The following is a 12,577-nucleotide window of genomic DNA, read 5'->3' as shown; positions in this document are numbered from 1 at the left end:
GGCAATGAAAGGATTGTTTCGCGGGCTTGGCGTCACGCTGAAAGCGATGACCTCGCCTAAAGTGACCACTTCCTACCCTGACGTACCTTTTGAAATGCCGGACCGGTTTCGGGGCATTCAGCATTTTATACCGGAGCTATGCATCGTCTGCAACCAATGTGCGAGAATTTGTCCGACGGATTGCATCACGCTGACAGGCAAGCCGAATCCCGATCCTGAAAAAAGAGGGAAGGTTATCGATACCTTCGATATTAATTTCGAAATTTGCATCTTATGCGATCTTTGCACCGAGGTATGCCCGACGGAGGCGATCGTCATGACGAATCACTTCGAGCTGTCGGCCTTCAGCCGCGACGACTTGTTCAAGGACGCGCAGTGGCTGACCGACAACAATACGCTGGTGCGCAAAGACAACAACAATATCGGAGCACCGGCCAAAGGGGGCGCCAAGTAATTGTTCAATATCGAGTTTAACGGCGAGTTTGCGGCGTTTTTTATATTTTCTACGATAATCGTCTGCGGCGCCGTACTAATGATCAGCCTCCAAAAGGTCGTGCATATGGTGATTTCTATGGCGGGCGTTTTTCTCGGTCTGGCGGGCATGTTCGTGCTGCTGGAAGCCGAGTTCGTCGCGTTCGTGCAGGTTCTCATTTATGCTGGAGCGGTATCCATTCTAATGATCTTCGGCATCATGATGACAAACCACCAGGATGCTGGAGGGGAGAAGGTACTGCCGCTGCATGAAGGGCTTGCCGCGATAGGCGCGCTGGCGCTGTTCGGGCTGTTGTTTTATGCTATTCGTACGACGGATTTTCCCGATCCGCTTCCTTTCCAGGGCGGGGAGGAAAATACGATGAAGATTGGCCAGCTCCTCTACACAGGCTACATTGTGCCGTTCGAGCTGCTGTCGATTTTGCTTACGGTTGCTTTTATCGGGTCAATTGCAATCGCACGACGTTTGCCGGAGAAAATAAACGGCGCTTCAGGCGGCGATAATGCGGGCATAGGCGGCGGTCCGGCGGGGCCAACTGCCCAATTGCAGACGAAGGAGGCGGAGTAGCATGCTTCCATCCTACTTAACGATGGCGGCGATCTTGTTTTGCATCGGCTTGTACGGGGCGCTTGTGAAAAGGAACGCCGTAGTCGTCCTGTTGTCGGTTGAACTGATGCTCAATGCCGTCAATTTAAATCTAATTGTATTTTCCAAGTACGGGGTTGCGCCTTCCTTGACAGGGCAAGTGTTCTCGCTGTTCACGATTACGGTAGCGGCAGCAGAAGCCGCGGTGGGTGTGGCTATATTGATCGCTTTGTTCCGCGCCAAAGGTACGGTGAACGTCGACGAATATGATGAAATGAGGAGGTGACGGCAAGCAAATGGAATTTTATACACAATCGGCTTGGCTCATCCCGATATTCCCGCTGGCGGCCTTTCTGCTCCTTATTGCACTCGGCAGAAGTTATCGGACTACGGCTATGCTGCTTGGGTCCGCCGGCTCTCTCGCGGCTTTCGTCCTATCGTTGCTAGTCTTGTTCGAGCGATTGGGACCGGACGCCGTCGATTACAGCATAAGAAGCTTTAAGTGGATCGTTATTGGCGACTATACGCTGCGTCTGGGCTTCGAGGTGACGAATCTGACATCGCTTATGCTGGTGGTCATAACGGGCGTCAGCCTGGCGGTTAATGTCTATTCCGCAGGCTATATGAAAAACGATGAACGGTTAACCGTCTTTTACGGCTATGTCGCTTTATTTACCTTCTCGATGATCGGACTGGTGCTGGCGGACAATATACTGCTCCTCTATATTTTCTGGGAGCTGGTCGGGGTATGTTCGTTTCTGTTGATCGGTTTCTGGTATGCGAGGCCATCCGCTCGCGCTGCAGCGAAGAAAGCTTTCATCGTCACGCGCATCGGTGATGCCGGTCTGCTGCTGGCCATCCTGCTGCTGTTCTGGTATATGCCGGGTCATGCGCTGGACTTCACCAGTATCTACAATGTCTTTCATGAGGGACAATCCGGCGTAATGACCTCTGGCATTACAACGTTTATCGCGCTGCTCATCTTGCTTGGCGCCATCGGCAAATCCGGCCAGTTTCCGCTGCATGTGTGGCTTCCGGATGCGATGGAGGGGCCAACTCCGATCAGTGCGCTTATTCATGCGGCGACGATGGTCGCTGCCGGCGTCTTCTTGCTGGCAAGAACGTTCGACATCGTGAGTGCATCGGAAGCTGCGATGCAGACGACGGCATATATAGGCGGTTTTACTGCGATATTTGCCGCGACGATTGCTCTAGCTCAAAACGATATTAAACGAATTCTCGCTTATTCCACGGTAAGCCAGTTAGGCTATATGGTTATGGCGATCGGTTTGGGTTCGGTATCAGGAGGCATCTTCCATCTGTTTACTCATGCTTTCTTCAAAGCACTGCTCTTCCTGGGAGCCGGGAGCATCATCCATGCGGTACATACGCAGGATATCCGGGAAATGGGCGGTCTTGGTGCCAAGATGAAAACAACAGCTTGGACTTTCGCTATAGGCGCGCTTGCGTTGTCTGGCATACCGCCCTTCTCTGGTTTTTGGTCCAAAGATGCTATTCTGACAACCGCTTTGGACGAAAATCCCGTGTTGTTCGTCGTTGGACTTGCGGCCGCTTTCTGCACGGCGCTTTACATGTCGAGATTGTTCTTCCTTGTCTTTGCAGGCAAGCCGCGAAGCGGGCATGCAGCGGTGAAGGAGTCGGCTGCTGTTATGACGATCCCGATGATCATACTTGCAGCGTTGTCGGTTGTTGCCGGGTTTATAGAAACGCCTTGGAATGGCTGGCTCAGCGGCTGGTTGAGCGGCTCAGAGGCCGTCGAGACCGTGCATGGCGGCTCAAGTATCGCCGCTATGGTGGCCTCCATCGGAGTAGGAGCATTGGGCATCTACTTGGGCTGGCTGTTCTTTGTGAAGAAAAGCATCGGCAGCGGTTTTATGGCAGCAAAGCTTCCTAGTTTGTTACGGGCAGTAGAAAGAGGGTATTACATCGATGAATGGTATCGAGTCATTATTGTCAAACCATTGCGCGGGCTTGGCAGCACGCTTGCTGTATTCGATGAATATGTAATCGGCGGAACCGTCCGGATGACGGGAGCACTGACGACTGCCGCCGGCCGGTTTGCAGCGAGGTTAAGCAATGGCAAGGTTCAAACCTATGGATTGGCAGCATTAATCGGCTGTATCGTTCTAATTGCGGTTATCGTCGGAAGGAGGTTCTGGTCATGAACATTCTCTCCGATTGGCCGATTTTATCGATTATACTGGCAACGCCGCTGGCCGGGCTGCTTGTTGTACTGCTGCTGCCAAGCCGGCGCAACCGATGGCTGCATGCCGCGGCAATCATTACGACGCTTATACCGCTGCTTCTCTCATGTCTGCTGTATTCCGACTTTGTGAATCTTCAAGGCGTAAGCGGCTACGAGGAGCAGGCAACTTGGGTGGAGGTCCCGCTTAACAAAGAGACGCTGGAAGGCGTTACGAGCTATAAATTCATCATTCAATATGCGGTTGGTATTGACGGATTGTCTCTTCCGCTTGTCATTCTTACTGCGTTAGTGACGGCGATGGCTGCTTTTGCTTCGATTCATGTGAAAAAGCGCTGGAAAGCATTTTATGCATGGTTTCTGCTGCTTGAAGCGGGAATGCTGGGCGTCTTTCTTGCACGGGACTTATTTCTATTCTTCATCTCTTTCGAATTGACGATTATCGCGATGTACTTCCTGATCGGCATATGGGGTTACTTCAATCGCGAGCGGGCCGCTAATCAGTTCTTGATCTATAACGGAATTGGCTCTGCAGTTTTACTTATTGCATTTATTATTCTCGTTAATACGGCAGGCTTCCGCATTGAGCAGTCTGGGAATGTTCTTGACTTCATCTATAGCGGCAATTATGCCGATCTGGCGAAGAATATGACGGACCCTACCGCATGGGTCAACTTAACATCCGAGGCGATGGGCGGTCTCAATCCGTTCCATATGGGCGACGCCATGCAGTGGACGCTGTTTGTCCTGCTCATGGTCGGCTTTGGCATCAAGCTTCCGATCTTCCCTTTTCACACCTGGATGCTGAAGGTGCATACGGAAGCTCCGCCTTCCATCGTCATGATCCACTCTGGCGTGCTGCTCAAGATGGGAGCATACGGGATGATTCGCTTCGGCATTTATTTATTTCCGGAGCAGGCGAAAGCTTGGGCTGTCGTATTGGCGGTGCTAGGTTTAGTGAATCTTCTATACGGCGCGCTTATTGCTTTCCGGCAGAAGGATTTGAAGCAAGTGTTAGCCTATTCTTCGATTAGTCATATGGGGATCTTCTTGTTGGGCCTTGCTGCTTTCAACGAAATCGGCCTGCAAGGTGCTGTGTTCCAGTTAGTCTCGCATGGACTGATCTCGGCGCTGCTGTTCTTGCTGGTCGGCAGCTTTTACGAGCGGACGAAGACGACGGAGCTTCCGCTGCTAGGAGGTTTGGCACGCAGTATGCCATTCATGAGCGGTATGCTGCTTGCTGGGGGATTGGCCGCGCTCGGCCTGCCGGGACTTTCAGGCTTTATTGGCGAGCTGTTGTCACTGCTGGGCCTGTTCGAATCGCATCCATGGCTGGCCGGGCTTGCGTTGCTTGGCATTATTTTGACCGCGGCTTATGTGCTGCGCAGCGTGCTGAAGGTGACCTTCGGGCCGATGGATGAGCAGTATGCAGCAGCCAAGGATGCCAGACTTGTGGAGGCCGTGCCGATGATTGTGCTGCTGGCTGTTATCATTCTGCTTGGCTGTTATCCTTCCATGCTTACAGATACGCTTCATTACAGCTATGAGACGCTGATTCATCCAATACTTGCAACAAGGGCGGGGGGGTAGCAAATGTACGAGGGTGTTTCGTTTTTGCCTCTGACGTGGCCGGATATGCTGTACATGGCTCCCGAGCTGTTCCTTGCCGCTGTTTTTCTCCTTCTAGTCGTTGCCGATCTGTTGCTGCCGCAAAAGGTAAGCCGATTGTCGATCGGCTGGATGACCGTAGCAGGGCTGCTTGGCGCTGCTGGATTCGTAGTTTATCGGTTAATTGATCTGCAGGGCAGCGGCAGGGAGGTTGGCCAAGTCATTGAATTGCTTGGCGCAAGCTACGTTGTTGACCAATTCGCCAACCTGTTAAAGCTGGTTTTTCTTGCTGGTACGGCGCTCGTAGCATTGATGGCTCTAGGTTCTGTTAAGCAGGATAAGGACATCACGGATCGGGCTGAGTTGTTCTACTTGCTGCTGCCCGCTGCAATAGGGGCTATGATTATGGCCTCCTCCGGCAATCTGGTTACGCTTTATATTGGCTTGGAATTGCTCAGCATTACTAGCTATGTATTGGTTGCTTTGCGAAGACGGTCGTCAAAATCAGCAGAAGCAGCTTTTAAATACGTGGTGATCGGCGGCATTTCCTCCGCCTTTATACTATTCGGTATGTCCTACTTATACGGATTAACGGGATCGGTAGATCTCGGTGATTTTAGAACGGCTCTTCCTGAGGTTATGACGAGCTATCCAGCGCTCATGTATGCCGGTTTCTTCTTCCTTATTGCCGGTTTTGCGATCAAAATTGCGGCCGCTCCTTTCCATGCTTGGGCACCGGATGTCTATCAAGGCGCTCCGACGCCAGTCTCGGCGTTTCTGGCGGTTGTATCCAAAGGTGCTGCGCTTGCAGCAGTGCTCCGTATCCTCTATAACAGCGCGTTCTTTATCTCTGGCGGAGGAGGAGGGGGCGTCAAACCGGTAGGCAATGATGTCTATCTTGCTTTGCTAGTTTTGGCAGCGGCAGCTATGCTTGCCGGAACGACCGCTGCGCTGCGCCAGAGGCAGATGAAACGTCTGCTTGCATTGTCAGGGGTGGCGAATGCCGGATATTTGCTGGTGCCGATCGGGCTGAATTTCACGACGGTCCATAGCAGCAACGTCTCCGAATTTATTTTCTACCTCATTGTCTACTTGTTGATGACGATAGGTGCGTTCGCTGTATTAACTGTCATTAGCCAAGCAGCGGGGCATGAGGAGTTAAAGGGCTTCTCTGGGCTTTATTACCGGGCGCCGTGGACGTCAGCAGCGATGGTTGTTTTTATTCTATCGCTGGCCGGCCTGCCGGTGAGCGGGGGCTTTTTCGCCAAGCTGTTCATTCTGATGGGAGCAGCCAGCGCGAAAGCCTACTGGCTTGTTGCGATTATGGTGATTAGCAGTGTCATTTCCTACTACTTTTACTTTGCCATTGTTCGTCAAATGTTCATGCGCTCGAGCAGTGAAGAGGAAAGTGAGATTAGAGTGTCGGCACCGACCGGAATTGTCATATGGCTTTGCGCCGGGGCGACAGTGGCATTAGGCTTGATGCCCGGTCTGCTTATGGATTGGATTCAAGCGATTTTCACCATTCGCGGCGATTTGCTGATTGGGCTGGGATAGCGATAATCACAGTTGGAATAGCATGATAGGGTTGGGGACCGATGACAGTGGATGAGTAATTCTCTGTCATCGGTCTTTTTTTTCATTAGTAAGCGGTTACCAATTTGTGGTGAAGTTCATTTTCGGCATTCGGTTGCATATATACGTTTAGTCACCGTTTCGTTTAGGAAGCTGCGAATGGGGGTACGTAAATAGAAGAATGGAGATTGCGACGCTGCCACAGCGGTGAATCATGTGATTAGACTCCAGAAATGTAAGAGATAAGCCGTTTTCGTAGGTCTTTTGTCGTGTATTTGTAATAGCAAAGGAAAATTTAGTCGGTAAAGCGAACTGTATAACAATAGAAAATAAAATCTGTTCGTTCTTCTATTGCATACAAATTTTCACTTCGGCTAGTCCTACTAAATATGAAGTTACCGAGGCACAATAAATGAAATTTCCGCTCTGGCACCCTTACCCATACAAAAGGGCAGTCGCCATGCTATTGCTGGCGGCGCTTATCTGCGCCTGTGTCGCGCCTGCCCCTGCTGTTGAAGGGCAGCGGGCGCAGCAGCGGCCAGCCTCCACTGAGGAGTCTGCAAACGGCTGGCTGCTCAAATGGCGCAGTCCTGAGCAGATGCAAGAGCTGCAAGGGACGAACTTATTGCACCGCCAAAGTGAGACGGCGGTCGATCTTATCGCGCCCGCTGACCCGGGCGCAGATCTTGAGTCTTGGCTGCTCCGGCTTAAGAGTACGCCGGGCGTGGAATACGTGCAACCGAATTATTCGGTGCACGTATTAAATGAACCGTCTGCGGAAGGAGACGGCGCTTCGGAGCAGCGCATGCTGCAGGCGGCCGCAGCCGATAATGGCGAAGCCAACGACCCGGAGCTTGGCAAACAGACGTATCTTAAGCAGATCGGCGCACTGGAGGCGTGGAAGAGCGTTCGGACGCAAACCTCGCTGACGATTGCAGTTATCGATACAGGTGTCGATCTGAATCATCCGGATTTGAAGGATAATTTGGTGGACGGCATTAACCTTGTCCGTCCAAACCAGCCGCCAGACGATGACAACGGACACGGAACAAGTGTGGCAGGTGTTATCGCGGCTTCCGGCAACAATGGAGTCGGAGTGGCGGGCATTCTATGGAAGGCTAAGCTTATGCCGATCAAAGCGTTGGATCACCGCGGAGATGGTACGGAGCAGGAGCTTGGCGAAGCGATTCTGTACGCCGTACGCAAGCAGGCAAAAATTATTGTACTGTCGGTAGGGCTTTACCGCTATTCGCCGTATATGCTGGATATTGTGGAGTATGCAGAGAGCAAGGGCACTCTTCTCGTCGCCGCGGCGGGCAATGACGGCATAAATCTCGGCAGCAAAGCAGCCGTGAAATATCCGGCGGCCTATCCGACGGTGCTTGCCGTTGGCGGAGCGCAAGCGGACAACAAGCCGGATTCGCGCTCCAATCCTGGACCTGAACTGGATTTGGTTGCTCCATGGAATGTGTATACGACAGCCATTGGCGGCCGTTATAAGAAGGAAGAGGGCACCTCAATGGCCGCTCCGCAAGTTGCGGCTGCTGCTGCGCTCATCTGGGCGCGCTATCCGGAGATGAAGCTCTATCAAATTCGGGAGCTGCTTCGCCAGACAGCCAAGGATATAGGGGCACGCGGTTTTGATAACCAATCGGGTTATGGACTGCTGCAAATCGATAAAGCCGTCACGACCTCCTTAAAGGCGGACGGATACGAGCCAAATGACCGGATGAGCCAAGCAAGTTATTTTCCGCTACCCAGTCAGCTTACTGCCGTACTTGAAACGAACGGAGATAAGGATTGGTATGCAGTGGATGCTCCTTACGACGGGGTGTTGACCCTTCGCTATGAGTCGATGCTGCCGCAAGGGAAAACCGCGCCGCCAATCCGCCTTTCGCATTACGCAGACGGCAAGCTGCTGAAAAAGGAAGAGACGAAGCTAGGGAGCCGGAATATCGAATGGAAGGTACGCAAAGGCCGCCAGCTTGTTTTAATGGAGGCAATGAATGCTGGCAATAGTACGAGGCTGCCTTATATGCTGAACGCTTCTTTTCGAATGGCTGAGGATACATACGAGCCTAATGATAAGTCGTATACGGCATTTACGCTGCAGCCGCGCAGTCAGACGATTAACGGAAGCTTCCATCAGACCGCTGACCGCGATTGGTTTGTCATCAACTTCAAACAGAGCGGTACGCTCAGCTTGAGGCTAAGCACAAATACGGTGCGCATCGACCCTGGTCTTGCCGTGCAGCGGGCAGGTCAATCGCTCGTCGTCTACGATGACCAGCATGAAGGAGAGACGGAGCAATCGCCGCTTTTGACCGTTACTCCGGGCAAGTATTACATTCGTGTGCATAACGCGATTTCGGCGGAGGCGAGCCCAACCGTCGGCACTTATACGCTGAAGCTGAACTACAACCCGAAATATGATGATCCGAACGAGCCAAATGATAAGTATTATGAAGCGCTGCTGGTTAGTCCGGGTACGGAGTATGTAGGGGTGATAGGCACTAAGAGTGATGTGGATTGGTTTCAGCTCCGCCTGCAGAAGCCAAGTATCGTCGATATGCGGCTCAAAGACGTTCCGGATGGCTTCAAAATGAAGCTGGAAGCCTATGATAAGAAGCAAAAGCTTATTTTCTCCCAGTCGACAGGCAGTTCCGGCAGTCTTGAAGCGAACGGAAGACTTTTTCAACCAGGGGTCTATTATGTTAAACTGACTTCTAATGCACCTTTCGATAATCAATACTACCGATTCCGAATCATCGCTGATGAACTGACAGCGGGCTTTCGCGATATTGGCGACCATTGGGCCAAGGAAGCAATCGTTGCGATGAACAGCCGCGGTATTGTGTCGGGGACAGGGAAATATGTCTTTGAACCGGAAAGGCCCATTACACGCGCAGAAGCGGTTGCGATGGTTGTGAAAGCTTATAAACCCGTAACGCTGCTAAAGCCAGCCAACTCCGTTCAATTTATAGATATCGACTCGAAGTATTGGGCATATGATGCCATCAGGAGGGCGGTAGAGCAGGGTTGGATCAAGGGATTTCCAAGCGGCGACTTTAAGCCGGATCAGCCCGTCACGCGCGCCGAGATGGCTGTCATTATCGGTCAGGCGGATGGTGTGAAGCCGATTCAGCCCACTTATGCACCGTATGCCGACGTTTCCAAATTGCATTGGGCCGCTCCCATGCTGCAAGCTTTAAAGCTTAAGGGCAGCGTCTCGGGCAAAGAGGGCAATCGGTTCCAGCCGGATGCGAAGGCGAGCCGGGCGGAGTATACAACATTATTGTACCGTTTATACGTCTAAGCAATAGGCGCGGAAATGCTTTAGTGTACTCTAGTTGCGGCGCGTAAGAAGCGGATGCGGATGCGGATAAATAAGCAGGAGGATATTCATGGGCACCGAGCAAATGGCAAGAGATATTGCAACGACAACGGGAGTGACTGGATTGTTTTCCATTGTCGTGACGATCATCAGCATTATATTTGTGTGGTACATTTTGCAGGAAGTGAAAATGGACACATTTTTCAAATCTCCGCGCAGTCCAAAGGCCCGCATGGTTCAAATTTTGATCGCGGTTGTACTGGGGCATGCGTTCGCCGGCTTTATTCTGGACTATTGGTCCTGGTCGGTCATGCTGAGGAGCTTTGTCGAATAACAATCGCGAAAAGAGTCAACAATGGGTAATACATGACGGTACGAAAATGACAATAAGCTCCGAATAGTTATAAATCGCGGGATGAAGGTTGATTTGCTGCCTGCTTCAGCCTGATGCTGGCACAGCTAAATGCCGCTGTTCGCCGCCGATCGACGCGAAACGTACGGATCTCATTGAAAAAACATTTGAAAAACGCCGCTTAAGCGCATCATTCGACACTTTTTTCTTTTTAAGGAAGCAATTCTTGCGATGGAATTGGCAGGTAACATTTGGATTTTATTTTACGCTTGTCGATTTGTGTAAATTAATGCTATTATGAAGGTTGGATGAATAAAAGCGATGAACGAAAATCAGTTCGCGGAGGGAACTATAAGATGACCAAAATTATCGTCCGCGGAGGCCAGCGCTTGTCGGGAACTGTCCGTGTCAGCGGTGCTAAAAATGCAGTACTCCCTATATTGGCGGCCTCTTTGCTCGCAGCGGAAGGAGACAGCGTCATCTGTGACGTACCCCTCCTCGATGACGTGATGACTATACAGCAGGTACTGGCGTCACTGGGCGCCAAATTAAGCTATAACAATGAGACGATGCGCATTTCTGCGGCATCGATTACTTCTTTTGAAGCACCGTATGAATTGATTCGTAAAATGCGGGCATCTTTCTTGGTGATGGGACCGTTGCTTGCCCGAATCGGTAAAGTGCGGATTTCGCTTCCAGGCGGCTGCGCGATCGGTACGAGACCGATTGACCAGCATTTGAAGGGCTTCGAAGCGATGGGCGCCGAAATTACGCTGGGTCACGGCTTTATTGAAGCCAGCGTAGTAAAGCGGCTCAAGGGCGCTAAAATTTATTTGGATGTCGCCAGCGTCGGTGCGACTGAGAATATTATGATGGCGGCTGCGCTTGCCGAGGGCACGACTACGATCGAGAATGCGGCCAAGGAACCTGAGATTGTTGATTTGGCCAATTACTTGAATGCGATGGGCGCGAAGGTGCGCGGTGCAGGGACAGGCATGATCCGGATCGAAGGCGTTGATCAGATGCATGGTGCAGCCCACAATGTCATTCCAGATCGTGTAGAAGCGGGCACGTATATGATTGCGGCGGCAATTACAGGCGGCGATGTATTTGTAGAAGGCGCAATTTCTGATCATTTGACGCCGGTTATTTCGAAACTGCAGGAAATGGGCGTTGAAGTATCGGAGTCGGATAACGGCATTCGCGTAAGTGCAGCTCATGCCTTGAAATCAGTCGATGTGAAGACATTGCCGCATCCTGGTTTCCCAACGGATATGCAATCGCAAATGATGGCATTGCTTCTTGTGGCAGAAGGTACGGCAGTTGTTACGGAAACTGTATTTGAGAATCGTTTCATGCATGTCGAGGAATTCCAGAAGATGAACGCACAAATCAAGGTCGAAGGACGTTCTGCTTTCGTAAGCGGCGGCTCGCGTCTATCCGGCGCGAAAGTGTGCGCAACTGATTTGCGGGCGGGAGCAGCGCTTATTTGCGCGGCGTTGCGCGCGGACGGCGAGACCGAAATTAGCGGCATTCACCATGTGGATCGCGGCTATGTGAACATTACCGGCAAGCTCGCATCCCTTGGCGCATTGATCAGCCGTGTAGAAGCGGCTGCTGTAGCTGCAGAAGCTCCAGTTGCGGTAGCTGCGGCAGCAGCATCTGTTGCGTCGCATAGCGCTGAATCGGCAGCTGCGGAGACGTCTGGCAGCGGCAGCTACAAACGGGTGAAAGTGCAGCCTACTTGGGCGTAACAGCATAAACGGAACGAAAAAAAGCTTTCGATTGGCGGCCTGCCTCAGGCCTCTGATTGAAGGCTTTTTTGTGTTTGCTTGCTGGCGGGAGGTGGAAGGCTGAAGGCTGAAGCTCGGTGTTGACGGCTGGCTGGCGGTTGCTGGTTTTGGAGCTCTTATATAGTGAGTGATGGTTTGAAATGCAGCCAAACACGCAAACGAGGCGGTCTTAGTGTGGTGGGGGACGTATAGCGAAGCAGGTTCGCTAAATAACGAAGCCAAATTCTATAATGTGGGGCTCAGGAGAGGCTGCTGTAGTATAGCGAAGCAGGTTCGCAAAACAACGAAGCTAAATTCGCTAATCCGTCGGTTTTATTGTGGTTTCGAACGAACAGCGAAGAGAATTTCGCTAACCGTGAACCTAGGTTCATGGACTACGAAAATGGCTTCGCTAATTGAAGTGAAGCATGCTGCCTAACAAGCTTACAGCGAATTTGGGTTCGTTAAATAGCGAAGGTGCTTCGCTGCTATGAGGGAATGATGCCATAGAAAAATGGCAAGGCGAAAGCGCAGTAATAGTTTGCATAAGAGTAATTGTGGGAAGCGGAGTGATGGTATTGCATAAGAGTAGAAGTGGGAAGCGGAGTGATGGTATTGCATAAGAGTAGAAGTG

Annotated in this window: 9 protein-coding genes; all 9 read left to right on the top strand. The window is 51.6% G+C overall.

Going from position 1 to position 12,577, the window contains the following annotated elements:
- The first annotated feature begins 4 nt into the window (after positions 1-4).
- The 9 genes from nuoI (at position 5) to murA (ending at position 11,925) form a co-directional block, all read left to right on the top strand.
- Complete coding sequence (gene nuoI, locus IEX98_RS24240) at positions 5-454, top strand: NADH-quinone oxidoreductase subunit NuoI (RefSeq protein ID WP_188892282.1); 450 nt, start codon at positions 5-7, stop codon at positions 452-454.
- Positions 455-1,060: an NADH-quinone oxidoreductase subunit J gene (locus tag IEX98_RS24235; RefSeq protein ID WP_188892281.1), complete on the top strand. Its 606-nt coding sequence runs from the start codon at positions 455-457 to the stop codon at positions 1,058-1,060.
- A gap of 1 nt (position 1,061) precedes the next feature.
- On the top strand, positions 1,062-1,364 hold the full coding sequence (gene nuoK / locus IEX98_RS24230) for an NADH-quinone oxidoreductase subunit NuoK (RefSeq protein ID WP_188892280.1): 303 nt from the start codon (positions 1,062-1,064) through the stop codon (positions 1,362-1,364).
- A gap of 10 nt (positions 1,365-1,374) precedes the next feature.
- Complete coding sequence (gene nuoL, locus IEX98_RS24225; protein WP_188892279.1) at positions 1,375-3,264, top strand: NADH-quinone oxidoreductase subunit L; 1,890 nt, start codon at positions 1,375-1,377, stop codon at positions 3,262-3,264.
- Complete coding sequence (locus tag IEX98_RS24220) at positions 3,261-4,892, top strand: complex I subunit 4 family protein (RefSeq protein WP_188892278.1); 1,632 nt, start codon at positions 3,261-3,263, stop codon at positions 4,890-4,892. Before nuoL ends, IEX98_RS24220 begins: the two co-directional genes overlap by 4 nt.
- A 3-nt stretch (positions 4,893-4,895) precedes the next feature.
- On the top strand, positions 4,896-6,467 hold the full coding sequence (locus IEX98_RS24215) for an NADH-quinone oxidoreductase subunit N (RefSeq protein WP_188892277.1): 1,572 nt from the start codon (positions 4,896-4,898) through the stop codon (positions 6,465-6,467).
- A gap of 430 nt (positions 6,468-6,897) precedes the next feature.
- Positions 6,898-9,801, top strand: coding sequence for a S8 family peptidase (locus tag IEX98_RS24210; RefSeq protein WP_188892276.1), 2,904 nt, complete (start codon positions 6,898-6,900; stop codon positions 9,799-9,801).
- An 88-nt stretch (positions 9,802-9,889) separates the two neighbouring features.
- Positions 9,890-10,153, top strand: coding sequence for a DUF1146 family protein (locus IEX98_RS24205; protein WP_188892275.1), 264 nt, complete (start codon positions 9,890-9,892; stop codon positions 10,151-10,153).
- 374 nt (positions 10,154-10,527) lie between these two features.
- On the top strand, positions 10,528-11,925 hold the full coding sequence (gene murA, locus IEX98_RS24200) for a UDP-N-acetylglucosamine 1-carboxyvinyltransferase (protein WP_188892274.1): 1,398 nt from the start codon (positions 10,528-10,530) through the stop codon (positions 11,923-11,925).
- Positions 11,926-12,577: the final 652 nt, after the last annotated feature.

It is taken from the genome of Paenibacillus radicis (ex Gao et al. 2016) (assembly GCF_014641555.1).
Lineage (GTDB): Bacteria > Bacillota > Bacilli > Paenibacillales > Paenibacillaceae > Pristimantibacillus > Pristimantibacillus radicis.
The sequence above is the reverse complement of the archived record's forward strand: the minus strand, read 5'-3'. Positions and strand labels throughout refer to the sequence as shown.

Excerpts from the sequence above, each read along its gene's own strand:
- nuoI (WP_188892282.1), top strand. The coding sequence starts at position 5 with ATGAAAGGATTGTTTCGCGGGCTTGGCGTCACGCTGAAAGCGATGACC.
- nuoK (WP_188892280.1), top strand. The coding sequence starts at position 1,062 with ATGCTTCCATCCTACTTAACGATGGCGGCGATCTTGTTTTGCATCGGC.
- nuoL (WP_188892279.1), top strand. The coding sequence starts at position 1,375 with ATGGAATTTTATACACAATCGGCTTGGCTCATCCCGATATTCCCGCTG.
- IEX98_RS24220 (WP_188892278.1), top strand. The coding sequence starts at position 3,261 with ATGAACATTCTCTCCGATTGGCCGATTTTATCGATTATACTGGCAACG.
- IEX98_RS24215 (WP_188892277.1), top strand. The coding sequence starts at position 4,896 with ATGTACGAGGGTGTTTCGTTTTTGCCTCTGACGTGGCCGGATATGCTG.
- IEX98_RS24210 (WP_188892276.1), top strand. The coding sequence starts at position 6,898 with ATGAAATTTCCGCTCTGGCACCCTTACCCATACAAAAGGGCAGTCGCC.
- IEX98_RS24205 (WP_188892275.1), top strand. The coding sequence starts at position 9,890 with ATGGGCACCGAGCAAATGGCAAGAGATATTGCAACGACAACGGGAGTG.
- murA (WP_188892274.1), top strand. The coding sequence starts at position 10,528 with ATGACCAAAATTATCGTCCGCGGAGGCCAGCGCTTGTCGGGAACTGTC.